We start from the raw sequence: 24,427 nt of genomic DNA, 5'->3' as shown, positions 1-24,427 counted from the left end.
ATTGAGCGTACCTTTTTTTGCGGCGGTAGCCGCCTGCCCAGCCTTGCCGGGATCGCGTCTTCGCGTCTGTGTGCGCTTCAAGCGCCTAGGGTGCAAGTGCGAGTCGCGACGAGGGGATTAAGGCGGCGTCGGCCGCGGGTGTATGTTGCGCCATGCCGTGTTGGACCCTACGTCCGGTCCGTCGTCTTCCATCGCGCCGGTCCCGGCAAGCGGTAAGCCGCTCGGCTGAGGGATGCCGACTGCGAGGCTTTACGCTGGTGGAACTTTTGGTCGTCATCGCCATCATCGGCGTCCTGATCGGCCTGTTGCTGCCGGCGGTGCAGGCCGCCAGGGAAGCCGCACGCCGCGCGTCCTGTACCAACAACCTCCGGCAAATCGGCTTGGGTTTGCACAACTATCATCAGGCGATGGGCTGCTTTCCGCCGGGCGGGATCGAACATCGCGCTATGATCAATCCCAAGACCGGCAAACCCTACGGCGCGGCCGGGCGGCAATTGGCCTGGTCGCTGTTCTTGCTCCCGTATGTCGAGCAGCAGCCGCTTTACCAGCAGATCGATACGGGTAAGCCGTTCGACGCGCCGGAAAATGCCGAGGCCGCCAAGACCATCCTCACATTCTATATCTGCCCCAGCGCTACGAATCAGCGGGAATTGCGGCAGGGGCGCGGACCGTGCGACTACGGCGGCATCTACGGCGAACGCATCACCAGCCCCAACAATCCGCCCAAGGGGATGATGCTGTACGATCGATCGCTCACCGTGGCGGATGTCACCGACGGGACATCCAGCACGATCATCGTCTCCGAGGACTCCGGCTTTCGTGACGGGCAGTGGATCAACGGCTTGAACGTGTTCGATCAGGCCTACGCGATCAATCAGGCGCCGGCCTTCGAGAACGACATCCGCAGCAAGCATCCCGGCGGGGCGAATGCCCTGTTCACGGACGGGTCCGTCCACTTTCTGAAGGAGACGATGGACTTGAGGGTCTTGGCCGCCCTTTGCACGCGGGCCGGCGGCGAGATCGTTTCCGAGTGGTGAAGGCGTGTTCGATTTGGGGTGAGTTTTGGGAATGAACGGCCGGGTCGTCGGCGGTCGGCGACCCATACGGAGGGGAGATTCGATGAGGGGACGGCACCATGTTCGAGGAGTGCAAACATCATGATGCGACGTCTGTGCCCGTCCTTGCTTCTACTGGGAGTTTTGGCGACGAAAGCGGTTCATGCCGGTCCCTTCGAGCCCGCGGCAGGGCAGCCCGGCTCGTCCGCGGTACACATGAGCAGCTTGGAATTTCAAGGTTGGGCGACCGGGTGGAGCAGCTATATCGTGGGGACCGGCGTCGATGCCGCTTGGCAAACACCGGAAAAAGCCCTCGGGCCTGCTGTGGGCACCAGTTTCGATATCGTCTGCCTGGGTAATGGGGGAAGTATTGTCTTGACCTTTGATCGGCCCATCACGAACGGGCCCGGCTGGGACTTCGCCGTCTTCGAGAATTCCTTTAGCGATACGTTCTTGGAGCTGGCTTACGTGGAAGTTTCCTCGAATGGTTCCGATTTCTTCCGCTTTCCGAACCAGTCTCTTACGTCTCTTACGCCGTCGGCGGTCGGTGCTTTCGGCGCGGTCGATCCGACGAATATCGACGGCTTGGCCGGGAAATACCGTCAGGGTTACGGCACGCCCTTTGACCTGAGTGTCTTGGAAGGCGTTTCACCCCTGCTCGATGTGACCTGGATACCGTTCGTCCGCATTGTGGACATCATCGGCGACGGGACCTACCTGGATAGTTTCGATCGCCCGATTTACGATCCGCATCCCACGGTGGGAAGCGGGGGATTCGACCTGGAAGCCCTGGGGGTGCGTTATTTTGCCGACGTGCAAGCCGTTCCGGAGCCGGCAAGCGCGTTGCTGCTCTTGACGGGACTGCCGGTCGTCGTCGCGTGGCGGCGGCGCTTCAAGGGGGCCGGAGGCAGAGGGTGAGTTTCCTTAAGTGTGCATCGACGGATGTCTCTGGTGTCATCACAGTTCTGATGAAAGGAGAAGCAGCATGAGTAGCACCTGGCGGAGAGGGCGGCTCGCCGTCGCAGGGGGGATCGCCGTCGCGGCGATTCTAATCTCGGGCCGAGCGAGCCTTGCAGGGACCGTGGACTTCGAGGATTTGGTCCTCAGTCCGGATTCTTACTGGAACGGTTCCCCCAACAATGGGACGAACACGTTCGTCTCTCAAGGATTCACCTTCTACAACAACTTCGACAATTCGTGGGGAGTCGACGTCTGGAGCGGCTTCGCCTACTCGAACGTGACCGATACCACGACGCCGGGCTACACGAATCAGTACTCCGCGGCAGCCGGTTCGGGGGCGGGCGGATCCGCGAACTACGCCGTGAGCTTCGTCGATGCCTGGGGGAGTCCGCCGCGAATTGACGTGCCTGCCGGAGTTTCGCTCGTCTCGGCCGCCGTCACGAACACGACCTACGCCTATCTTTCCATGCGGGACGGCGATAGTTTCGCCAAGAAGTTCGGCGGGAGTTCCGGCAACGATCCCGACTGGTTCAAGTTGACGATTGTGGGCAAGGACTTGGCCAAGAACCTGATCGCCTCGGTCGAGTTTTACCTGGCCGACTTCCGGTTCGCGGATAACTCCCTGGATTACATCTTGAATAGCTGGGCCACGGTGGATTTGTCGCCCATCGCCTCCGCCAGAATCTTGGAATTCGCCCTGGACTCGTCCGATGTGGGCGCGTGGGGGATGAATACGCCCGCCTATTTCGCCCTGGATGACATCGTGTTTCAAACGGCGGGAGACGGCAGCCAGGTGGTGCCGGAACCCGGCTCGGCCGTCCTGTTGTTGGGCGGAGTCGTTGCCGGGGGCTATCTCTATCGTCGGCGCAGACAAAAAGCCCTCGCCGCGTAGTAGCGGCGCCAACGATCCCCTCCGATGACGCTGCTAGTCAGCGTCTGCTCAGCCTCGGGTCCCCTCCCCGAGGCTGACGTTTTTGCATCCCCATTATGTTGCGACCGTCGCGGCCGCGGCAAGTCCCGCGCCGACCGCGCCGATATCGATGGTCGGGACGCCGTGCGGTCAGGGACGACATCATGACGGGGCGCCGGAGCGGTTTATCAGACGGTGTTGCCAAGAGAAGCATTTGGGCGGTAAGCTGCATGCTACGGTTGGAGGCGGAGAGGTTGGTCGCCATTGGACGTTGGGGTTTCCGATGGAACGTCGTATTCGTCCGGCGTAGGTCGTGCGTCGCCGGATCGCGGCTCCGCTCGCTGGATTGAATCATACGCCCCCTTATGGAGGAGGTGTCCGTGTTTGTCGCCGTTACGACCCGGTGTTTTGCCGATCTGCCTTTGGAGGCCGCTTTCGAACGGGCGAGCGACCTCGAATTCTCGGCTGTGGAGATCATGCTCCACGAGGCCGACGGCCATCTGAAGCCATCTCAAGTGGTGGCCGATTTCGAGTCGGCCGTGGCTTTGTGCCGCAAGACGGCTCGGGTGACGCCGGTGGCGTACAGCTTCGAAACCGATGCCACGGGGGAGGAATTCTTCCGCCAATTTGCCGCTTGCTGCAAACTTGCCAAAGCGACGCGGGTCGTTCCGATCGTGGTACGCTCCAGCGAGCTGGGGACGCCCTTCAATGAAGAGGTGGAGCGGCTTCAGCGGATGGTGGCGATTGGGCATCTCGAAGAGGTGGTCGTCAGCCTTTTGACCGAAACCGGCCGCATGAGCGAGTCGCCGGATACCGTGGACGTCCTGTGCAATCACGCCAAAGGTTTGGGGATCACGCTCGACCCGAGCTATTTCATCTACGGCCGACAGACCCCCTCCTCCATGGAGCCGCTGTACAAGTACGTCCGGCATGTTCGACTACGGGATACCAAGAAAGACAAGTTCCAGGTCCGCGTGGGGCAAGGCGAAGTCGAGTACGGCAAACTGATTGCACGGTTGGAGCGCCACGGCTACAAGCAGGCCCTGTCGATCGATATAGCCCCTCAGCCGGACGTGGATCAGGCGGCGGAGCTGCGAAAGTTCCGCCTTTTGCTGGAAAGTCTCCTCTGATCGCCCGTCATCGGATTGACGGCGGCTTTTTCCAAGACCTCGGCCGTTCCGTACTGCCGGATCGCTCGCGACCGTTGGGATTTCCTTGCGGATGCGCCACCACTGCGTCGGCGATCGCCGCGCGAAATCGGCCGGGACGGTGTCTCCCCTCGATCGGCGGTCGGGTCGTTCTGCCTATCGCGGTTATTCCGACCGTATTCTCGATGCGGGTTCGGCGAGTTTTTTGTCCTGCCGCGATTGATCGGACTATCCGACCCCAAACAAAGCGCCTGTATTGCCTACTCGTCCTAGTCTTGCTGATTTTTCTGAAAGTTCTTGCTGTATGCCATAGCGGCGATTTGACGATTATGAGCAAGGCGGCCGATGTAAAGAAACTGCCGATGATTTGCGATTCTTCATCCGTTCCTGGAGGGAAGACCGAATCGGAATAAGCGGCGGAAGGAACTGTAGCGCTTGTTTCTGCGGCAAATGCGGGGGTACACGGGCATCGCACCGCATGATGCAGTCGAGGTCGGCCGGCGCAAACGCTCTGAAAGACGGACCCGTGCGAGGACTTGAGACATGACGAAGGTTTTACCTCTTGTTGGCGGTTGCGCACCGCTCTTCGTCGTCGGACTAATGCTGACGGTGGGCGGTGCCGTATGGGGACAAGACACGGCATCTGCGCCGGCGGACCCCGAATCGGCAGTCGTTTCTTCGACGCCGATCGCCGCGGCGGAGGCGTGCCCGGAATGCTGCCCGGTTTGCGGTCGTCCCAGACATGTTCACAAAGACGCGTTGATCGCTAGCTTCAACTGCGGGTGCCGGGGCAGCTACAAGTTTCCCGTGCCCCCGCGGTTCACGTATCACTGGCCGGGGATGTACTCGCAGCAGAGCATGACGGGTTACTGGAGTCCCTACCGTTATCCGGCGCTGAAGATGCCGCCCTGGATGCATCGGCCGGACGCGTCGGGCGAGGGCGGTTGGCGTCCCATGCCGCAATCCGCCGCGCTGCCGGCGGCGGATTCCCCGAGCGACGCCGCTCCGGAACCGGCCCCGCTGCCCACCGGCACAGAACCGGTCCCGATGCCGTAGTCGGATCGTACAGCGAATCTCGCAAGAACTTTTGCGAGCGGCCGGGTCGAAAGAACGTGCCGCCGAAGCTGAGAAGGATCGTTCTTCCTCCGACTTTGGATTGAGCCATGAAACTCCTGCTTCCCAGACATACGCGGCGGTCCCGAGATCAGGGCGGTATCCATTGGAAGTCCGCGGCGGGCATCCATGCTCGGGCGGCGGTCCTTGCCCTGACGCTCGGCTGCGGCCCGGCCGTGGTCTTAGGATGGGCCCTGGCGTCGCGCGGTTGGGCGGATCAACCGGCTTCGCCCACCGTACGGGAGGCGGCGAATCCCGCGCCGCTGGAAATTCGAGTCGCCGCGGCTCAACCTCTGACGGTGCTGAAAACAAGATCCTCGGATGGTCCGGCGACAAGCACGCCGCGGAACAACGAGGCGGCCCAATTGACCATTCGCGACTTCGCCGGCAAGGCCGATTCCTCGCAAACTGCGGCGGATTTCGGCGAAGCGATCTTGGACATGGATGCGGACACATCGATCGAACGCATGGCGGGAAATACCGCGCCCGATGTCGCTCCCGCCCCGGTTCGGCCGCAAAACACAGCCGCTCGCACGGCCGAGGATGGACCGGAGGTTTGGGTCGAGGACGCGCCCGAGCTGGAAGAGTTGCCGCGAAAGGACGTTCGGCTCGCCCAGGGCGATAGGACGGCGGCATCGGTGGCGCCGGACGTAGTAAAGAACGAACCGCAGGTCGTCTTGCGGGCCGACAAGCAAGCTTCCCAGTCGGTGTCTTCTTCGGATCGCATCAGGATCGAACGCCTGGATCTATCGAGCGGCTCGACCGAGGTGATTTTGCAATTGCGGCCGGCGGAAAAGATCGCCCACGTGCCGTTCGGCGAGGTCGAGTCGCGTCCGTCCCGCAGTGAATTATGGATGCAAGCGGCGGCGGCTCGCGAATCGGCGATGAACCGCGGGGCGGTCCGGACTTGCTTGCCTTGGCTCTCGCCGACCGCTATGGGAAACCTGCGAGAGGAATCGCCGGGCCGGGTGCCGATGCCGGCAGCGCGCACCGCGGCGATGACCCGATTCGATCGGGTCTCTTGCCTGAGCCCGAAGAACGACCGGGCATGGATCGCGGAGCCGGCTGCCGAAGAACCGACGATTCGCGATCGCGAGCTGCGGCTGGTCGCCGGAGAGGAGCGACCGGTGACCTCCGGGGTCGAGCAAGCCGTCAGCCGCATGCAAAGCTCCCGCAGCTTGGTGCAAACCGGGTTGAACTGGCCCGCGGCCGATACTCGGGCGATGGATTCTCGGGCTGAAGCCGGGTTTGCGGAACGGGGAGACGACGCGGTTCGGATCCTGCCCGGCGTAGGTGCCGCGTCGCAGCAGTCCATGACCGAACTTAAGTTCATGCCTTCGCAGCCGCCGGTGGCGGCGGGGCCCTTGGAATTGCCCACGGAGTCGCTCTCCGCTCAGCAACCGGCCTTCGGTTCCGGCCGAGAAACGCAAACCCCTCGGCAAACTTCCCGGGAGTTATGGACGCCCCTGCCCGCCGCCGGGGCAACGAGTCATTCTCCGACGGTTTCCGCTTGGGAAGGTGATCGGCGGCAGGCGTCGCCCGGTTTCGCGGCCTCTCAATCCGGCGCGGCGGCCTCGCCGGGCGCGTCGGCTGCGGTCGAATCGCCGGGGATGAAGGTGATTGAGTTCCCCGCGGCCGAAGATACGGCCCCGTATCGCGAGACCTCAACGGTGATTGGATCGGAAATGGTCGAGGAATCGCCCGGGATCGGTTTCTTCGAAGAGACGGGGGCATCGGAAGGGAACATGGCGCCGGCGGCCGCGCCGTTTGAAATCATCGAGGAGTCGGGAGAGTTGACGGTGATCGTGCGGCGGAGCAAGCTGCTGCGGACGAAGGTGGACGTGTACCGCACGGCGGTGGTCGATCCGGCGGTGTGCGACGTCAGTCAGTTCACGCCCCGCGAGATCGCCATCCTGGGCAAGGGGCAGGGGGCCACGCACGTCACGTTCTGGTTCGCCGACGATCGTTATCGGCCGGTGACCTACCTGGTCCGCGTCAAACCCGACCCGGAGATCGAAAAACAGCAGACCGAGCGGTATGCGTTGCTGCAATCGCACCTGGCCCGGCTGTTCCCCGAGAGCAAGGTCGAGCTGCTGGCGGTGGGAGACAAGCTGATCGTGCGGGGTCAGGCGCGGGACGCCGCCGAAGCCGCCCAGATCATGGCCGTGATCCGCGGTGAATTGATCCGCGCCCGGGGCGTGGCCGAGGGGCAGGCCGACGACCCGGTGGGTCGCATGGCCGCCGGCCAGGATCTGCCGGCCCTGCAAGTGATCAATCTGCTCCGCATCCCCGGCCCGGCGCAGGTCGCCCTGAAGGTCAAGATCGCGGAGTTGAATCGCTCGGCCGCCCGCAACTTCGGCGTGGACATGAAGCTCAATCTCGATCAGGGCAAGTTCCTGATCCAATCGTTGCTGAACCTCAGTTCCGGCGGGACGGCCTCGATCCTGGGGACCTTCGACGGCGGGGACCTGAAGTTCGGCATCCACTACCTGGAGGAGCACGGCGTGCTGCGGATGCTGAGCGAGCCGACGCTGGTCACGCTCAGCGGTCGGCCGGCCACCTTCATCGCGGGCGGCGAGTTCGCCGTGCCGACCACGGTGGGCGTCAACGGCGTGGGGGCGGTGACCACGGACTTTCGGGCCTACGGGGCGATCATCACCTTCCTCCCCACGGTCATTGACAAAGACCTCATCCGCCTGGAGGTCTCGCCGGAGTTCAGCCAGATCGACAACAAGAACAAGGTCAACGGGACGCCGGGACTGCGGACCCGGGCGGTGACCACCACGGTGGAGATGCGGGAGGGTCAGACCCTGGCCCTGGCCGGTCTGTTGGACGACTCGATGTCGGGTAACAACCAGGGGGACCTGCCGATCGTGGCCCAGATCTTCGGCCGCCGCAGCATGTCCCGCAACGAGACGGAGTTGATCATCTTGGTGACGCCGGAGCTGGTCCACCCGATGGAGCCGGAGGAGACGCCGCCGCTGCCGGGCTTCGACGTGACCGAGCCGACGAACCACGAGTTTTTCATCAAGGGACACCTGGAGGGCCGGCCCACGCTGGAGTACGACAGCACGACCTGGCCCAACCTCCGCCGGCGGTACAACGCGGGCGGACCGGCGACGATCTCCGGTCCCTTCGGTCACGGGGACTGACCCGGCCGGCGGGCGGAGAGGCAAGGGCGGCGTTGCGCGGCGGCGCGCGAACCGCACCAGCGATCAGACACGAAACGAAGCAAGACCCGGAGCGGAAGCCATGGAACGGCATCGGCAATATCAGGCAGGCGTGCGTCCGCGATCGCGGCGGACGGCGGCGGAGACGATCGGCGGGCTGGCCCTGCTGGCGCTCTTGAGCGGCTGCCACGGGGCGGTGGGGGAGGCCAAGCGGGGACCGGCCTACGACCGGCCCTTCCCCTTGGGCCAGGTTACCGACGCCCATTGGGAGACGATGCAGACCAACGCCGAGGCGGCCGACTTCATCTTCTACGACCACGAATTCGTGGGCCGGACGCCGGAGTTGACGCCGCTGGGGCGAAAACACCTGCTGTCGGTCGCCGTGCGGCTGAAGCACGTCCCCTTCCCGGTGGTGGTCGAGGAACTGCCGGACGAGAAGGACCCGGCCTTGGATCAGGCCCGGCGGGCGACGATCGTGAACCTCCTGACGGAGTTGGGCTATCCGCGGGAGGAGATCGACGCGCGCGTGATCACGGCCCCCGGCTTCACGGCCGGCCTCAGCGCCGTGGAGGGCGAGGCCGCCTACTACCGCACGCTCAACGATACCTACGGCACCGGCGCCGGCTACGGCGGCTACGGCCGCTCCTTCGGCGGCCTCCGGCGGTGAAGTTGCGCTCGCCGAAGTCTCGGAAACCGGCAAGCCGCCGGCATCGCTGTCCCCTGGAGCCTTCTTATTGCAAGAGAATCTTGCGCGCGGCGGCGTCGAAGCGAGCGACTTTACCCTCGCGATGCGACAGGATTCCCATGTTCAAGGGTGCCTGCACCCGGACGCCGATGTCCACCGGGCTGAACGGACGCTGCCGCGTTTGCACGCAGTCGAGAAAGTTTTCCCAGAGCTTTTCCGTGTTGCCGAATCCGCTCCAAGGGATCACCACCTCTTGCGATTCCTTGGCGACGGGCACGATGCGAATCCCCCGCCCGGGATGATCCAGATCGCCCAGCACGATCGCGCCGTCGGTGCCGCGCAAGATCGTCTGAATGCCCGTAAAGTTCGATAGCGAATTGCTCATGACGACGCTGGGGCCGCCCGGATAGTCGGCGATGATGTTGCACTGGTCGGGCACTTCGCGGGGATATTGGAACGTTCCGCCTCCGCCGAGGACGCGTTCCGGGTAACCGAGTTCGAGGAGGCAGAAAACGGGGGTGAAGGCGTGCACGAGCAAATCGGTCGCCGGCCCGCCCGCATAGTCCCAATACAGACGCCACTGAAAGAAACGCGACACGTCGAAGGGGACTTTGGGGGCATCGCCCAGGAACTGCTCCCAGTCGAGGTCGGGCCCGGGTTTGGCGTTGGGATCCGGGATGGGCATCCGTTCGCCCCAGTCGCCGCGGCGGAAGTAGCCGAGCTGGACGTGAACGATCTTGCCCACGATTCCTTGTCCGATCAATGCGCGAGCCTTGGCGTAGGCCTCGTCGGCAACATACTGCGTACCGACCTGAACGATCCGTCGGAGGCGTTCGGCCTCGTCGCACAACTCGGTTGCCAAATCCATTTGCGACCAATGCGTGAGCGGTTTCTCCACGTAAACGTCTTTGCCGGCACGGACGGCGGCCAGGGCCTGCGGGGCGTGGTGCCGATCCGGCGTTGCGATGCAGACCAGATCGACGCCGTCGTCGGCCAATAATTCCCGATAGTCGCGGTAGATTTTCGCGCCGGTGCGGGCTGCGGCCGCCTCCACCCGCGGTCGGTACACGTCGCAGACGGCTACGGTGTCGCAGCGTCCCTGTTCCCTGAATTTCAGACAGATGTCGATGTGCGCGCCGGCCCGCCCGCCCGTCCCAATGAACCCGATGCCCGGCCGGTCATTCGCCCCTGCGATCCGCGATGATGCGAAGATCTGGGGCATCGGCAGCGCGGCCGCGGCGGCCAAGCTACCGGCCGTTCCCAGCCAACGACGACGGTCACAAGACGATCCTGAGGTTGGTTTCATGGCACTGGTCTCCATAGCACTGATCTCCCGGTTGAAACCGAATCGCTCCCCTCCAACACCGAACCGCAATACGGCATCGAGCCGACGATACGTTACCACAGCGCGGGGTCCGGGAAAAGCAAGAACCTACGGCGCCGGACGTTCGCCCGGGCGGCGAAATCCCCGAGCGAGCGGGATGCGGCGGCGAGGATGGACGGTCTTGCGGTCGCGGCACGCCGCCCGCCGCCATGGCCGGTGTTTGGTTGCGGCGGGGGTGACGATCCGAGCCGACCGCGATATGCTGAGGGCGTGGGCGTTTTTCCCGCACTGGGGCAAGCGGTTCGGCGCGGCCGGGGAACGGTCCTTCGCCCTGTTCCCGGCAAGCCTCGGCGATGCGTTTTCGCGTTGTAAATCGGCGGCCTTCCCAGCCCAAGGAGGGATACTCCAGCAAACATGCGACTTGTGATGGTCGGGACCGGTCCGTTCGGGGTCCCCACGTTTCGTCGGCTGTTGGAATCGCGGCACAGTGTGCTGAGCTTGATCACCGCGCCGAGCGAGCGAGACGGCCGTCCCTTGCCTCCCAGCCCCTTGCGCGAAATCGCGGCGGCCCATCGAATCCCCATTTTCGACCCGCCGGACATCAACGCCGAACAAGCGCGGCGGACGCTTGCCTCGTGGGAGGCGGATTTGCTGGTGGTTTGCGATTACGGGCAGATCCTGTCGGCGGAGACCTTGGCCGCGGCCAGGCTCGGCGGCGTCAATCTGCACGCTTCGCTGCTGCCGAAGTATCGCGGGGCCGCTCCCATTCCCTGGGCGATTTACCACGGCGAAAAGACCACCGGCGTGAGCGTGATCCATATGACGCCGCAGGTGGACGCGGGGCCCGTGATCGCGCAAAGCGAGGTGGACATCCTGCCCGACGAAACGGCCGTGGAATTGGAAGCGCGACTGGCGGAGATTGGGGCCTGGTTGATGCTCCGGGCGATCGACAATTTGGAGGCCGGCTTGCTGGAGGCGTTACCGCAAGACGCCAAGGCCGCTTGCCGTGCCCCCAAGCTGAAGAAGGAGGATGGGCTGGTGGATTGGCGGCGGCCGGCCGAAGTGATCCGCAATCAGGTGCGAGCGATGGTCCCTTGGCCCAAGACGTACACCTATTGGTGCCGATCGGGAAAACCGCCCCTGCGGTTGATCCTCGAGAGCGTGCAAACAGCGGAGCGGTCCCATGCGGCGCCTCCCGGCACGGTCCTGGAGGTCGGTTCGCAGGGCATTTTGGTCGCGGCGGGAGAGGGGGCCGTGCTGATCCGCGCCTTGCAACCGGCCGGCAAACGGGTCATGTCGGCCGAAGATTTCCTCCGCGGTTATCGCCTCCAGCCGGGCGATCGTCTGGGAACGCCGGAAACCGGCGCGTAGGGGCGGATGTCGGCTACGCCGCGGGGTCGCTCCCGCTCCCTCATGCAGGCGACGCCCCGTCCGTGTAACATGTTGAGAAAGCCGTGGAGCCGGGAGTGAAGGCTGCCGGCCCGGCGGGACGGCCCGGCCGGGCAGGACGGACGCAGGAACTCCCCCCGGCACCGCGGCTCCATCGGTTCCCCTAATTGATACGTCGGGAGATGAGTGCCATGCCCTTGGTGGTTGTGGGTTCGGTAGCCTTCGATAGCGTGGAGACGCCGCGAGCGACACGGGAACGCGTGTTGGGCGGTTCCGCCGTCTATTTCTCGCTGGCGGCGCGGTTCTTCACCAGGGTGCGTTTGGTGGGCGTCGTGGGCGAGGATTGGCCCCCCGAATACACGGAGTTGCTGCAAGCCCAGGGCGTCGATACGGCGGGACTGCAAGTCGTTCCGGGAGCCAAGACGTTCTTCTGGCGGGGACGCTACTTCTCCAACATGAATGAACGCGAGACGCTGGACGTGCAACTCAACGTCATGGCGCGTTTCGATCCGATCCTGCCCGAGGACCTGCGCCGCTGCAAGTTCCTATTCTTGGCCAACGGCTCGACGAAGATGCAGCTCAACGTCCTTTCGCAATGCGTGGGGCCGATGCTGACCGTGGCCGACACGATGGATCACTGGATCCGCAATGAGCCGCAGGAATTGCGGGAGTTGATGCGTCGCGTGGACGGGCTGGTGCTCAACGACTCGGAGGCCAAGCTCTTGGCGGAGGACGAAAACGTTCTCCGCGCCGGCCGAGCGCTGCTGGAAATGGGGCCGCGCTTCATCGTCATCAAAAAGGGCGAGCACGGCGCGATGTTCTTCAGCAAGCACGAAATGTATGTGTTGCCGGCCTATCCCACGGATCGCGTGGAGGATCCGACGGGCGCGGGCGACAGCTTCGCCGGCGGCATGATGGGGTATTTGGCCGAGCAGGCCGATTACACTCCCGAGACGCTGAAGCTGGCCATGGCCTACGGCATCGTCTGCGCCGGGTTCACCGTCGAGGATTTCAGCGTCGATCGCCTCCTCAAGATCACGCGGGATGACGTCGAACGCCGGATGGAAGAGTATCGCCGGATGTTGACGTTTTAGAGCGGATTCCGGGTAGCGGCGGACGGACCGCCGGGTCGGAGTGGCATCCATGAAGGGAAAGGTTCGCACCTTTGTCGCCGTCGAAGTCGATGAGGGGGTTCGCAATCGAGCCGCCAAGTTGATCCGCCGCCTGCAACAGAGCGGCGCCGACGTCCGCTGGGTCGATACCCGGCAAATGCACATCACGCTCAAGTTCCTGGGCGAGGTGGACCTGCGCGACGTCTATCACATCTGCTTGGCGGTGGAGAAATCCGTGGCCGCGGTCGAGCCGTTCTCCATCGAGGTCCGCGGGGTCGGGGCCTTTCCTACGCCGACGCGGCCGCGGGTGCTGTGGCTGGGCGTGGATGACGGCGCGGAGCAAATGTGCGACCTCAACGCGCGGGTCGAGTCGGCGCTCCAATCGCTGGGCTATCCCCGCGAGGCGCGGCGGTTTCAAGCCCATCTGACCCTGGGACGGGTCCGCAGGCAGGATCACGCCGTGCAAGACCTGGCGGAGATGATGCGCGAGGCGCAGGACCTGGAGTTCGGGCCGTCCTCGGTGGACGAAGTGGTGGTTTTCTCCAGCGAACTTCAACCGAGCGGGCCGGTCTACGAGCCGATGGGCCGCGCCGAACTGCGCGGTTGACGCGCGGGCTTCGGTCGCTCGATGATGACGCTGCCATCTTCCTCGGAGGCCTTTCCCATGGATCGCAAGGAATTCCTCAAGAGCAAGCTGTTGCAGTGTTTGGGCGGGCCTTGGCCGGAGCCGACGCCTCTCGATCCGCAGTGGGGCGAACCCGAGCGAAAAGACGGCTACCGCATCCTCCCCGTGCGGTACGCGGTGGAACCGGGAGATCGCGTTCCCGCCTTGCTGCTGGTTCCCGACGGCGTGGACGACGCCCATCCCGCCCCCGCCGTCGCGGTCTGGCATCAGCACAACGGCGAGTGGCACCTGGGCAAGAGCGAACCGGCCGGTTTGGCGGGCAACCCCATGCATCACACGGGGGCGGCCTTGGCACGCGAGGGATACGTGGTGCTTTGCCCCGACGCCCTCTGCTTCGAGGAACGCCAAAGCCCCTATCTCAAGGGCGGGAATTACGAACGGTTCGAGTTTCTCCGCTACGTGGTGCAAGGGAAATGCATGGCCTGGAAGAACATCCTGGACATGCGCCGGGCGATCGATCTGCTCGTCAGCCTGCCCTATGTGCGAGCCGATCGCATCGGTTGTTATGGGCACTCGATGGGTTCCACCTTCACGTGGTTGGTAGGTCCTTGGGACGAGCGGCTGCGCTGCTTGGTGGGCAACTGTTGTTTGCCCACGTACGCCGCCATCCACCGCACGCACATCTTGCACTGTTTTCCCAACTTCATTCCGGGCTGGTTCCAATACGGCGACACGCCGGATATCGCGGGTTTGATTGCGCCGCGGGCACTGCATCTGAACTTCGGCGAAGAAGACGGCGGCAGTCCGATTCCCGAGGTACGCCAAGGAATCGAGATCATTCGCGCGGCCTATCGCGATGCCGGCGCGGAAGAGAACTTCAGCCATTTCATCGAGCCGGGAGCGGGGCATGTCCTCTCGGACGAGATGTGGCGACGCACCCGGGAATGGTTCGCCCGGCACTTGCGGGGTTGAACGGACGGCACATCACGACTCTTGCGTTCCGACTCTTGCGTGGGACGCGTAATGAATTCGGCCCGCATCGACCGGTGCCCGAAACGTCTCAGCCGGCAAGGGCGTGAATACTCGGAATGCCGAGCCGTCCGCCGTCCGTTTGCGATCGGCCCTCGACGGGGCCGGCACGGATCAGACCTTGCCCTCCTGCACCAAGCGAGCGAAATGGGCGAAAGATCGGTCGTAGGTCGCTTCGGCGCTCTTGGGGAAGCAGCATCCCGGTAATTGGCGGTTCCTCAAGTGGTATTGCAGGCAATCGCAACACACGCCCTTGCGCGGGCAGGGATCGTAGGTGCAAGTGCAAAGGTCCAGATTCCGCTCTTTTTTGCAGTCCATTGGGGGCCCTTCCTCCCGTTCGAAGTCGTCGTCGGCGTGCCTCTTGAAATCGCCTTTTTCACGGCAGGATAGTGCGGTTCGGCCGGTGAAACAATCCCCGGCGCGGCGGCGGATGACGCTACCGCCTGGACGCTGCACGGCCGTCCGCGCGGCGTGGCGGGCGGGGGCGGCACGGACTATACTTGGCTCAAGGATCGCGGGACCGGCGCGGTTGCCGGGGCGTATCGGAACAGTCGCCCTTCACCCGGCGGCGACGCAGGCCCGCATCATGCTGCCCGCCGGCGTCCCACTGCTCTTGCCCGCCGGCGTGGCCCATCCTCCAAATTCAGCAGCAGATCGGAGAGCCGTCCCATGGTCGAGAAGAGGCGTGTCGGGGTGCGTTGCGCAGCGATCATCGCGGGCTTGACGTTGTGGTCGACCATCGCCGGGCACCGCGTGTGTCTCGCAATGGACGCTTATTTTATCCAGGGCCGCGAATTGGTCATCAGTGACCGCGGCGAAGACTATCTGCGTTTTCAAACGGCGGCCTGGGGGCCGAATTGGGCTTGGACCGGATTCAAAGCGGATGCTCGCAAGGAAGGTCGGGCCGCGGTGAGCGAGCTTTCCGCCGTGTTGGGCGGGACGGGGGTGCCGATCCGGGCCGTACTTCGCGCGGAGCCGTTGGATGCCCGGCGGATTGCTCTCTCCGTGGAGCTCAAGGCCGAGCGCGACACCGACCTCACGTTGATCGTGTTGGAAATGGCGACCGGCCGGGCCTTTCAAGGGCGGCAAGGCGTCGTTCGCGGTGCGGAGGGTGCATCACCGGTCAAGTGTCCCTTCGGGCGAGGCGTCGTCGGACGCGACGTGCGGGAAATGGAGTTGCACGACGAAGCGAACCGCGTGACCGCCGTCGAGTTTGCGGTCCCGGTCACGATTCAAGCCGATGGGGCGGCGCGGATCGTCCTCGCCGCGGACCGTCTCAAGGCGTCCGAAAGCCCTCGGATCGAACTGACGTTAGCGTTGCCCGACGACGTGGCCTGGTATCCGACCGCGGCCGACATTCCGGATGAGCCCGGCTTGGACGCGTGGTACGAATGGACCGCGACGGGCTTGGAGGACGGGAGCCGGATCGGCTTGGAGGACTGGTTGGACAAGCCGGCGGGAGGACGCGGCCGCATCACGCGCCGCGGCGACGATCTCTATTACGGCGATCGATCGATCAAGCTGTGGGGCCTCAACCTGTGCTATAGCGCGTGCGCTCCGGAACGAGAATTGGCGGAAAAGCGGGCTCGGCTTTATGCCCGTTACGGCATCAACGCCGTGCGTTTGCACAAGTTCGCGGACGGGCCGGGTTGGGCCGGTATCCAGTCCCCGGAAAGCTGCCTGGAGTTCGATCCCCAGGCCTTGGATCGCATGGACTACCAAGTGGCGAAGTTCAAGGAGGCCGGCATTTTCGTCAAGCTTTCCGCGCACTTTGGAACGCCGTCGCTGGGGCCGAAGGATCGACGATATGTGCCGTACCTGGAAGAGTTCGGCGCTTTTTCGGGATCCGCAGCCCGCGTGCGACCGCCGCACAGCGCCGTGCATTACTCGCCGGAGTTGCAGGAGGTGCAAATCCTCCAGATTCGGCGTCTCTTGGAGCACCGGAATCCCTACACGGGCTTGACCTACGCGGAAGACCCCGCCGTGGCTTTCATCGAGATTATTAACGAGCAGAGCATCCTCTTCTATTCCTCCATGGAACCGCTGAAGAAGAGCGCGACGCTGCGGCGGATGACGGGCGAGCGATTCTGCCGATGGTTGGCCGAGAAATATGGCAGTCACGAGAAACTCGTGGAAGCGTGGGGGAAAGCGGCCTTGGATAGTTTCTCCGGCGAGGTGCCCGCGAGCGAACCGGAACGGCTGGAAAAGGGAAACATTCTGCCTTTGGGAAACCCCTGGTATTGGGACCCCGACCAACTGGCGGGATCGCAGGCCTTTCGTAGGCGGCGGCTGCTGGACACGCTTCAATTCCTCTATCAATTGCAGTGCGAATTCTACGGGCGCTACGTCCGCGCCGTGCGCGAGGCCGGGTATTCCGGCGAGTTGGTGGCCTCCAATTGGCAGGCCGGTCGGGCCTTTAGTCACTTCGCCAATCTCCACTCCGATTACTTGGTCGGTACCATTGACCGCCACAATTACTTCGGCGGCGAGAAGGTCGATGCGACGATGATGTCGCGGGCGGGTTCGGGCATGCTCAGCACGGGTTTGCAGCAGGCGGCCGATCGCCCCTTCATGCTCTCCGAATGGATTCACGTGTTTCCCAACGAGATGGGCGTGGAGGGACCGGCCGTGATCGGTGCCTACGGCTTGGGTTTGCAGGGTTGGGACGTCTCCTTCATGTTCCAGAACGGGGACGACGGCGGCTTCAGCGAGCGATTGGGGCGGCAGCAGTGGGACGTGACCGCGCCGCAAGTGCTAGGCGTCTTTCCCGCGGTCGCCCGGCACGTCTTGCGCGGCGACGTGGTCGAATCCGAGCGCGTCATCTCGCGCGAGGTGCATGTCCCGTCGCTGTGGGAGGGCCGATTGGGATTCGAGGATCGTGTGGTTCAGGGCTACGACGCGAAGGAATTGAGCGGCAGCCAGGTGCCCGCCCAAGCCTTGGCCGCGGCGCGCTGCGTCGTCAGTTTCGCGGACGCCTTTCGACCGACGCCGCCGTTCGATCTCGGCCCGTATCTCCACGACGGCCTCATCGTTTCGGCGACCGGCCAGTTGGCGTGGCGGGAAGGCGACGGGAATCGCGGTGGTTGGATGACCCTGAATACCCCGGCGACCAAGGCCGCCGTCGGCTTTTTCCAAGGGGAGACCTTCAACCTGGGGGAGGTGGTCCTTGCCCCGCGAAGCCGTTTCGGAGCCGTTTACGTCACGGCCCGGGAGAAGGACGGCACGCTGGCCGCCTCGCGCGCATTGCTGATCACAGCGCTGGCTCGCGCCCGTAACACCAACGCCAAGGTCTCGCCCGACGGCACGCGCTTGCTGGTTCCGGGAGAGGGGCCGATTCGGATGGAGCCGGTGTCGGCCGAGATCACGATCCGCCGATCGGGCACCATCCGCGTGCTGGTGCTGGATCAGGCCGGTCGCGAGACAGGTCGCGAGCTGCCGGTCACAGGCGGCCGATTCCTGATCGACGGTGCCCGCGACCGCACGCCCTATTACATGGTCGTGATCGATTGAGCCTTCAGACAGTCCGAGTTCTCGCGTGCGTGCTGCGTCAAGGCTGCACGGGGCGGCCCATGGCGTCGCGCGGATCGATCGTCTGCAAGCGATCTCCTAGCAGCGCGGCCAGCTCGGGCAGATCGTAAACCTCCAGCGCCCCGTGCACCGTTCCCACCAACGGCAGCTTATTGACGCCCAATTCGACCGCGTTCGTCCAGGAGATGAACGGCCGGATCAACGTCACGCGACCAAAAAGGTCGGGGGCGACCGTCGCGGCGTGGAGCGCCGGAATGCCCAGGTGCCCGACCGCGATCAACTCCGGAGCGGCCCCTTGCGGTTGGTTCCCCTGAAGCCACCGGGCGCAGACCATCAAGTCCTCGGCCCGCATGCCCACGTACGATCTTCCCAGCAAATACGCGATGTAGAAGTCCTGCCCGTCCGGGCCGTGATAGTCGGGATGAAAATAGCGTTGTCCGGTCCGCTGGGTCTCTCCCGTGCCGCGGAGGTCCACCGCCAGCACGATCTTGCCGGCTTGGACCAAGGCTTCGAGGGCCCCTCCCGGCGCGGCCTCGGCGGCCTTGCCTTGCTCGTGAACGTACAAGACCTTGCCCGAGGGATTTCCCTGCGGCACGAACAGCAGGGCCGGCAAAACGACGCCTTCCTCAACCTGGAAGACGAGCTTTTGCACCCGATACCCCGCCCGTTCCAGGTCGCCGCGAGACTCGATCTTGGGTTCCGGCAAGTCTTGAAGAGGACGAATACCGGCGAGTCGGGCGACGTGTTCCTTCAGCTTCTCGCGCGGCTGTTCGCGCCGCAATTGGGCCCTGCGCTCGGTCAGCTTGGCGGCCTGATCACGATTCAGATCGTAAACCGATCGGGCATCCGGCAGCAACATGACCTCGCCCTGCGGCGTGCATTGCAACTCGGCCGCGGTGGGTACGTCGAGGTCTTCCGGTTCAAAGACGACTTCGTCGCGGCCTGCCAACCAGCGGAGCATCCACCGCACGGAGGCCTCGCGAAGCTGCTTGGTGAAACCATGCTCTTCGTCCGTTTCGGCCAGCTCCATGCGTTCCGGGTAGCCCAGACGGCTGTACAACCGTTTGGCCATGCGGAAGGAGGCCCAAGCGTCTTCGATATTGAAGTAATCGCGGGTGGCCGTGAGCAGCAGGGTCGGTTGCGGCGCCCGCATCATGCAGTAATCGGCGTGATCCATGCCCCAGGCGAGTTGCCCGAAGATGTTTTGCTCGGCGTCCTGCGGTCCGTTGGTTTTCAGCAGTCGCCCGAACAGGCCGCAAATGTAGCACCCCGGGGCCGCAGCAAGGATGCGGGAATCCAGGGCCATCAGGTAGGCGGTTTGCGTGCCGCCCCCGCTGATGCCGGAGCAACCGATTTTGTCGGGGATGATTTCGGGGCGAGCCTGGAGATAATCCACGGCACGCATGGCGTCCCAGATTTCGTAACGCGCGGTGTTCCAACCTAGCAGGATGCAGCCCTTGCCGACCATGTTGTGGGCTGCGGTTCCCCAGAGGGTGAACTTGCCGTCGGGGTCCTGCCACTGATGACGCTCGCCCTGGTCGATCGGGTCGAAGACCAAGGCCGCCAAACCGTTCGCCGCCAAAAGGGCGCCGTAGCCGGCATAGTTCCGGTAGGCCTTGGCCTCGTTGGAGTGCCCGCAAGGAACCAGGACGCCGGGATACGGCGGCGGATAGCGGTCGGCATCCGGCAGGAAGAGGGCGGCGGTGACGAAGTGTTTGGGTTGGCTTTCGAAGAGGATCTTTTCGACGCGGTAGCCCCGCCGCTGAAGCGTACCCACGGTCTGCGGGTTCAGCGGCGTCGGTTCCGGAAATCCGCCGATGCGGTTCACGAATTCCGCCTTCCACCGCTGCTGGTAGTCCCGGATCGCTTCGGGCGTCTTGCGTGCCTCGTAGGCCTCTTTCCACGCCTGCTCGGCGCGGGCGACTTCAGCGAAAAGGTAATGCGTCATCATTTCGCCCGGCGCACCGAAGTCCTCTTTTTCCCCCAAGACGCGATAGGGGGCATCCTCGGCGGCGGCGGGCGGCGGCATCACGGCGGCGCGGAACGCACAGAATGCAGCCAAACCCAGCGTGACAAAACCGGCGTAGCGGGGCCTCATGGCGGATCCTCCAAGCTAATCGGACCGAAAAACGGCGTCCACACCGCTCGGCGGCGATCGTCCCATCAAGCCGTTCGCCGCGGGCGCAAACCGTCGCACGGGAGTTTACCGCCTTGGACCGTCACGATCAATCAACCGCTGCGATTCCATGCTCGTTTAGCTTGACATGCCGATTCCATCGAGAGTAGCCTAAAAGGTGGTTCCTCGTCCCCTTTCGTCGGTCCGTTTGCCAGCGGAAACAAAGAACATGCTATACCGGATGGGCGCTATTCTCTCGGTTCGTCGCGGCGTGATGGTTTTGCCGATCGGGACCGCGGCCTTGGCGGCCGTATGTTGGGCGTGGGGCGTGGTCCAGGCTCAGCCGCCGGGACCGCCGCCGGGCTTGGGCGGCCCTGGACCGGGGGCCGGCGCTCCACCGCCCGGAGGCGTGCCGAACATCCCCGGCCTTCCCCCCCTGCCCGGGACCACGCCGGAAGTCCCCGAGCCGAAGCCCGTTCCCCCGGCGGTGCCGAACTACCTGGAACTGTCGGTGGATAACACCTTGGCGGCGCAGCGTCAAAACGTGCAACGGATGCTCCGCGAGGGCAACTTCAACGCCGTCGCCAATGGGCAGCAGGTATTCCGCGACTACTACGTCAACTATTTTCTTCCCAGTTGGACTCAAGCGGCCAACCGTTCCAAGTTGCAACAGTTGCGGACGCAACTGACCAATTCGGAGTTGGGGAACATGGCCCGGGCCGGTGGGCCGCCCCACGATCTCCTGGTCCAGATTGCCCTCCAGACGTTGGCCGATTACGTCAAGAACGAGCAACTGGATCCGGCGGTGCGGGTGAGTGCGATGCTGGCGATCGGAGAGCTGAATGATCGCGAGCGAGGAGTCGGGAGCACGCAACCCCCGGCTCCGTGTGCAGCGGCCTTGCCCGTCATCATCGAAGCGCTCACCGACGCGCAGCAGAGCGACGCCGTCAAATTGGCCGCCTTGGTCGGGCTGGAGCGCCACTGCGTCATCGGGATTGCCGATGCGAACGTACTGAACTCGCAGGTGATACCCTTGTTGTTGTCCATGGCTCAAGAGAAGAATCCGCCGGCGGAACGCGATGCCGAAGTCCATGCCTGGTTCCGTGCGCGTGCGATCGGCATTTTGGGCGGGATGCAGGCCTTGGGCGCCAATACGCAAGTCGTGCAGGCCTTGACCGGCATGGTGGGCGACGCCGCGGAACCGGTACGCGTTCGCTTGGCCGCGGCGCAGGCCTTGGGCGGGCTGAATCTGTCCTCGGCTCAGGGAGTGGATTTCGCCGCCGTGACGCAAGCGCTGGGTAAGATGGTGCTTGACTTGTGCGTGGCCGACGTTCAGGCCTCCCTGGCGGGCAGCGCCAACAAACTGTCTTCGCGTCGCATTGCTTCGTACGTGTACTCAGCCCAAACCGGCTTGCGCGCCGTGCGAAGCGCCGTGGGCGGACAGCCGGTCGAACAAGCCGCCGCGAAGCTCTCCACGGCACTGGACGGCGTGACCAAGGCGCTCAACGATGCGGCGAGCGCGCGCGATCCCAACGCGGATTTGTTGCAGCGCTTGCCCAGGGCATTGGGGACGCTGAGTACGGCGGTGCAGGCCCTGCAACCGGCGGCGCCCCCCGCCGCGACGCCGACCGCCGCGCCCGCCGCCGCGGCTCCCACCGGGTAATTCCCGGCCGATACGGGAGGCCTGACGCATGGAGGCGACATTTTCCTTGATGCGACGAACCGGCTCGGCGTTGGTCGCGACGCCGGGTTGTCGGGCGGTGTTGCCCCGGATGCCGCTGAGTTTCGAGGCTTGCGTGCCCGGCCGGGCAATGCTTCCTCTCGTACTCCTCTGCCTGTGCTACGGTTGTTCCAGCGTGGCTTGGCTCGGCGAACCGCGACCGATGGCGTCCCCCGGGCAAGCACCATCGCGCGATGCGCGGCAAACCGACGGCCCCGGGAAGGATGAGCATTCGGGGGCGACGGGCGCAAGCGACGAGGCCCATGCAACCCCACCCCAATCCGATGGCAAGGACCGCGGGAAGGCCGCGACTCAAGCGAAAGGAGGACCGGCGACCGACGTGCAAGGCAGTCCGGCGAAGCAACCCTCCTCGGAAGAATTGGCACGCGCTCTTCAAAGTCCCCGCTCCGCGGATCGGATCGCGGCTCTTGAGAGTGTCTCCGGGGATGCCGCCGATGCCGGGTTGGAAACGCTCGTCGGCGGGGCGCTGACGGATGCCGACCTAGGGGTACGGTTGGCGGCCGTGGCCGCTTTGGGACGCATCAACACTCCGACCTCGCGGCAGGAGTTGCGGCGGTTGGCCGAGGCGGAAGGGGATGCCTTTCGCGCGGCGGCGGCCAAGGCATTGATTTTGGGGGGCGACAAGGAGGCCGTGCGTCGTGCCGCGAGCGACCGCTCGCCGTACGTCCGCCTGCAAGTTGCCCGGCTCTTGGCGGAGTTGCGGCCGTCGGATGCGCCGGATGACGAGGTCTCGGCGGCGGCTTGGCGCCTGCTGCAAGATTCCGGCGGTGACGTACAGCTCGAAGTGATACGTTCCGTTTCGCGGTGGCCGTGGCGGCAGGCGGCTCCTTTGCTTTTGGAAGGTCTCGCGTCGCAGGTCTATGCGGTGCGGAAATCGGCCCACGAGCGGCTTTCCGAGCACTGGCCTCCGGCCCGGGACTTCCCGTGGCAATCCGGCCCCGCCGAAAACGCCGAGCGGCTGGAGGCTTTGCGCGAGGAATTCGCTCGGGCCCATCCGCCGGACGTCCAAGCGGATCCGGCGCGCTCCCACGCGGTCCCGTTCGGACCTGTGCCGGGAGCCGTTTCCCCCGAGGAGCAGCCATGACCGACGTCTGGCAACGGCTCTTAAGCGATTCCCAGGCCGGGGTGCCCGCTGCCGCGGACTACCTCCGCGAATTGCGAAGTTATTGCATGCGGCACGGCAAGAGTGCGGAGTTCGGGGAATTCACCGACGGCGCGCCGGCGGTGCCGAGCCGGTCAGGAATGGGCGGGGCCTGCCTTCCGCCTGAGGTTGTGAAGGGAACGGCCGGCCGGACGGGTATCGTCGGGGCCGGTCTGATGGGCTGTACGATCGCCGCTTTGTTCCTGCGATGCGGTCGCCGCGTGACCTTGCAGGAGGTGCAATCGCAAGCCCTTCAAACGGCGCCGCAGCGGATCGCGCAAGACTGCTCGGCGGCCGGATGCACGGAGTCCCAAATCTCGGCTTTGCTGGACCGGCTCAGCCTGAGCTCCCAGCTTGCCGATCTCCGGGATTGCGATTTCGTGCTGGAGTGCGTGGTGGAGGATGAGGCCGTCAAACGCGATCTCCTGCCGCGGTTGGAGAGCGTTCTGAGTCCCACGGCCGTGCTGGCCAGCAATACGTCGGGCATACTGTTGGCGACGCTGGCGCAAGGGTTGACGCGGCCCGCGCGCTTTCTCGGCTTGCACTTTCTTCACCCGGTACGGGAGCGGATGTTGGTGGAGGTGGTGCGGGCGCCTGCCACGTCGCAACAGACCCTGGAGACGACGCGGCGTCTGGCGGCGGACCTGGGTCGTTTGCCGCTGGAAGTCGGTGACGGGCCGGGGTTCGCGGTCAATCGGCTGCTCTTCCCGTTTCTGAGCGAAGCGCTGCACATGCTGCGGCACGGTTGGTTGCCGCACCAGGTCGATGCCGTGATCGAACGCTGCGGCTGGGTCGGAGGACCGTGCAAGATCATGGACGAAATCGGTATCGATACCACGTTTCGGGTCGGTCGCGTGTTGTGGCAGGCCTTCCCCGATCGTGTCGCCCCGTCGCCCATCCTGGTAACCCTGTTGAAGAGAGGACGGCTGGGACGGAAGTGCGGCAGCGGCTTTTACAGCTATGCAAGCACGACCGCCTGGACCACGCCGCCGCAACGCGATGAAGTCTGCGAAGATTGGATCCGCTCTTGGTGGGAAACCGCCGCGGAAACGCGGCCGCCGAGCGAGGAAATCGTTCGCCGCGTGACCCTGGGGATGATGTTGGAGGGCTTTCGCCTGCTGGCCGACGGTGTGATCGGCGATCCTCGGGGCGTGGACGCGGCGGCGGTGTTCGGCTTGGGGTTTCCCCCGCGGTGGGGCGGGCCGTGCCGTTTAGCACAGGTCATCGGCGAGTCCGCCTTGGTACGGGAGCTGGCAGAGCTGGGAAGGCACCATCCCTTTTTCGTGGTCAACGAACGGGTGGAACAAGTGATTCGCCGCATCGTGGGGCGATCGGGAAACGGCACCGACTGAGCCGATCGCGTGGGCGGCGGACCCCGGCG

At 64.7% G+C, this 24,427-nt stretch carries 18 protein-coding genes; 15 read left to right on the top strand and 3 right to left on the bottom strand.

Annotation, left to right across the window (positions count from 1 at the left end; genetic code table 11):
* Positions 1–257 precede the first annotated feature (257 nt).
* The 7 genes from ACZ5B4_RS12005 to ACZ5B4_RS11975 all read left to right on the top strand — a co-directional run bounded on the left by ACZ5B4_RS12005 (position 258) and on the right by ACZ5B4_RS11975 (position 9,023).
* Complete coding sequence (locus ACZ5B4_RS12005) at positions 258–1,037, top strand: DUF1559 domain-containing protein (protein WP_464911470.1); 780 nt, start codon at positions 258–260, stop codon at positions 1,035–1,037.
* Positions 1,038–1,157: 120 nt separating this feature from the next.
* On the top strand, positions 1,158–1,973 hold the full coding sequence (locus ACZ5B4_RS12000) for a PEP-CTERM sorting domain-containing protein (protein ID WP_464911469.1): 816 nt from the start codon (positions 1,158–1,160) through the stop codon (positions 1,971–1,973).
* Between the two features lie 67 nt (positions 1,974–2,040).
* Entirely contained in the window at positions 2,041–2,907 is an 867-nt protein-coding gene (locus tag ACZ5B4_RS11995; RefSeq protein ID WP_464911468.1) for a DUF4465 domain-containing protein, read from the top strand.
* Positions 2,908–3,305: 398 nt separating this feature from the next.
* A complete protein-coding gene (locus ACZ5B4_RS11990; RefSeq protein WP_464911467.1) occupies positions 3,306–4,055 on the top strand; it encodes a sugar phosphate isomerase/epimerase family protein in 750 nt (249 codons plus the stop codon).
* A gap of 561 nt (positions 4,056–4,616) precedes the next feature.
* Positions 4,617–5,129, top strand: a complete 513-nt coding sequence (locus tag ACZ5B4_RS11985; protein WP_464911466.1) for a hypothetical protein — start codon at positions 4,617–4,619, stop codon at positions 5,127–5,129.
* Between the two features lie 107 nt (positions 5,130–5,236).
* On the top strand, positions 5,237–8,338 hold the full coding sequence (locus ACZ5B4_RS11980) for a type II and III secretion system protein family protein (RefSeq protein WP_464911465.1): 3,102 nt from the start codon (positions 5,237–5,239) through the stop codon (positions 8,336–8,338).
* Between the two features lie 100 nt (positions 8,339–8,438).
* Entirely contained in the window at positions 8,439–9,023 is a 585-nt protein-coding gene (locus ACZ5B4_RS11975; RefSeq protein ID WP_464911464.1) for a hypothetical protein, read from the top strand.
* Between the two features lie 64 nt (positions 9,024–9,087).
* Here ACZ5B4_RS11975 and ACZ5B4_RS11970 read toward each other — a convergent pair whose 3' ends face one another.
* Entirely contained in the window at positions 9,088–10,347 is a 1,260-nt protein-coding gene (locus tag ACZ5B4_RS11970) for a Gfo/Idh/MocA family protein (protein ID WP_464911463.1), read from the bottom strand.
* Between the two features lie 432 nt (positions 10,348–10,779).
* On the opposite strand from ACZ5B4_RS11970, the gene fmt reads away from it, so the two are divergent.
* From fmt to ACZ5B4_RS11950, 4 genes are all read left to right on the top strand, one after another.
* On the top strand, positions 10,780–11,736 hold the full coding sequence (gene fmt, locus ACZ5B4_RS11965) for a methionyl-tRNA formyltransferase (RefSeq protein ID WP_464911462.1): 957 nt from the start codon (positions 10,780–10,782) through the stop codon (positions 11,734–11,736).
* 209 nt (positions 11,737–11,945) lie between these two features.
* On the top strand, positions 11,946–12,848 hold the full coding sequence (locus tag ACZ5B4_RS11960; protein WP_464911461.1) for a PfkB family carbohydrate kinase: 903 nt from the start codon (positions 11,946–11,948) through the stop codon (positions 12,846–12,848).
* Between the two features lie 49 nt (positions 12,849–12,897).
* Positions 12,898–13,473: an RNA 2',3'-cyclic phosphodiesterase gene (gene thpR / locus ACZ5B4_RS11955; protein ID WP_464911460.1), complete on the top strand. Its 576-nt coding sequence runs from the start codon at positions 12,898–12,900 to the stop codon at positions 13,471–13,473.
* 57 nt (positions 13,474–13,530) lie between these two features.
* Complete coding sequence (locus ACZ5B4_RS11950) at positions 13,531–14,463, top strand: dienelactone hydrolase family protein (protein ID WP_464911459.1); 933 nt, start codon at positions 13,531–13,533, stop codon at positions 14,461–14,463.
* A 171-nt stretch (positions 14,464–14,634) separates the two neighbouring features.
* Here ACZ5B4_RS11950 and ACZ5B4_RS11945 read toward each other — a convergent pair whose 3' ends face one another.
* A complete protein-coding gene (locus ACZ5B4_RS11945; protein WP_464911458.1) occupies positions 14,635–14,838 on the bottom strand; it encodes a DUF6485 family protein in 204 nt (67 codons plus the stop codon).
* A gap of 351 nt (positions 14,839–15,189) precedes the next feature.
* Between ACZ5B4_RS11945 and ACZ5B4_RS11940 the strand changes: the two genes are divergently transcribed.
* Positions 15,190–18,030, top strand: a complete 2,841-nt coding sequence (locus ACZ5B4_RS11940; protein WP_464911457.1) for an alpha-amylase family protein — start codon at positions 15,190–15,192, stop codon at positions 18,028–18,030.
* Between the two features lie 37 nt (positions 18,031–18,067).
* Here ACZ5B4_RS11940 and ACZ5B4_RS11935 read toward each other — a convergent pair whose 3' ends face one another.
* On the bottom strand, positions 18,068–20,146 hold the full coding sequence (locus ACZ5B4_RS11935; RefSeq protein WP_464911456.1) for an alpha/beta hydrolase family protein: 2,079 nt from the start codon (positions 20,144–20,146) through the stop codon (positions 18,068–18,070).
* Positions 20,147–20,393: 247 nt separating this feature from the next.
* Between ACZ5B4_RS11935 and ACZ5B4_RS11930 the strand changes: the two genes are divergently transcribed.
* From ACZ5B4_RS11930 to ACZ5B4_RS11920, 3 genes are read left to right on the top strand one after another with little or no spacing between them, the layout of a single operon-like run.
* On the top strand, positions 20,394–21,827 hold the full coding sequence (locus tag ACZ5B4_RS11930) for a hypothetical protein (protein ID WP_464911455.1): 1,434 nt from the start codon (positions 20,394–20,396) through the stop codon (positions 21,825–21,827).
* A gap of 28 nt (positions 21,828–21,855) precedes the next feature.
* Positions 21,856–22,989 carry a HEAT repeat domain-containing protein gene (locus tag ACZ5B4_RS11925; RefSeq protein ID WP_464911454.1) on the top strand — a complete coding sequence of 378 codons (1,134 nt, stop codon included), beginning with the start codon at positions 21,856–21,858 and terminating at the stop codon, positions 22,987–22,989.
* A complete protein-coding gene (locus tag ACZ5B4_RS11920) occupies positions 22,986–24,398 on the top strand; it encodes a 3-hydroxyacyl-CoA dehydrogenase (RefSeq protein ID WP_464911453.1) in 1,413 nt (470 codons plus the stop codon). The genes ACZ5B4_RS11925 and ACZ5B4_RS11920 overlap by 4 nt, the downstream gene beginning before the upstream one ends.
* Positions 24,399–24,427 lie beyond the last annotated feature (29 nt).

The sequence above is a fragment of the Thermogutta hypogea genome (genome assembly GCF_055386265.1).
Note: the sequence above shows the minus strand (reverse complement) of the source record. Positions and strands in the feature narration are given on the sequence as shown.

Coding starts and splice junctions, on each gene's coding strand:
- ACZ5B4_RS11975 (WP_464911464.1), top strand. CDS start 8,439: ATGGAACGGCATCGGCAATATCAGGCAGGCGTGCGTCCGCGATCGCGG.
- thpR (WP_464911460.1), top strand. CDS start 12,898: ATGAAGGGAAAGGTTCGCACCTTTGTCGCCGTCGAAGTCGATGAGGGG.
- ACZ5B4_RS11940 (WP_464911457.1), top strand. CDS start 15,190: ATGGTCGAGAAGAGGCGTGTCGGGGTGCGTTGCGCAGCGATCATCGCG.
- ACZ5B4_RS11920 (WP_464911453.1), top strand. CDS start 22,986: ATGACCGACGTCTGGCAACGGCTCTTAAGCGATTCCCAGGCCGGGGTG.
- ACZ5B4_RS11960 (WP_464911461.1), top strand. CDS start 11,946: ATGCCCTTGGTGGTTGTGGGTTCGGTAGCCTTCGATAGCGTGGAGACG.
- ACZ5B4_RS11935 (WP_464911456.1), bottom strand. CDS start 20,146: ATGAGGCCCCGCTACGCCGGTTTTGTCACGCTGGGTTTGGCTGCATTC.
- fmt (WP_464911462.1), top strand. CDS start 10,780: ATGCGACTTGTGATGGTCGGGACCGGTCCGTTCGGGGTCCCCACGTTT.
- ACZ5B4_RS11950 (WP_464911459.1), top strand. CDS start 13,531: ATGGATCGCAAGGAATTCCTCAAGAGCAAGCTGTTGCAGTGTTTGGGC.
- ACZ5B4_RS11995 (WP_464911468.1), top strand. CDS start 2,041: ATGAGTAGCACCTGGCGGAGAGGGCGGCTCGCCGTCGCAGGGGGGATC.
- ACZ5B4_RS11985 (WP_464911466.1), top strand. CDS start 4,617: ATGACGAAGGTTTTACCTCTTGTTGGCGGTTGCGCACCGCTCTTCGTC.
- ACZ5B4_RS11930 (WP_464911455.1), top strand. CDS start 20,394: ATGCTATACCGGATGGGCGCTATTCTCTCGGTTCGTCGCGGCGTGATG.
- ACZ5B4_RS12000 (WP_464911469.1), top strand. CDS start 1,158: ATGATGCGACGTCTGTGCCCGTCCTTGCTTCTACTGGGAGTTTTGGCG.
- ACZ5B4_RS11980 (WP_464911465.1), top strand. CDS start 5,237: ATGAAACTCCTGCTTCCCAGACATACGCGGCGGTCCCGAGATCAGGGC.
- ACZ5B4_RS11945 (WP_464911458.1), bottom strand. CDS start 14,838: ATGGACTGCAAAAAAGAGCGGAATCTGGACCTTTGCACTTGCACCTAC.
- ACZ5B4_RS11925 (WP_464911454.1), top strand. CDS start 21,856: ATGGAGGCGACATTTTCCTTGATGCGACGAACCGGCTCGGCGTTGGTC.
- ACZ5B4_RS11970 (WP_464911463.1), bottom strand. CDS start 10,347: ATGAAACCAACCTCAGGATCGTCTTGTGACCGTCGTCGTTGGCTGGGA.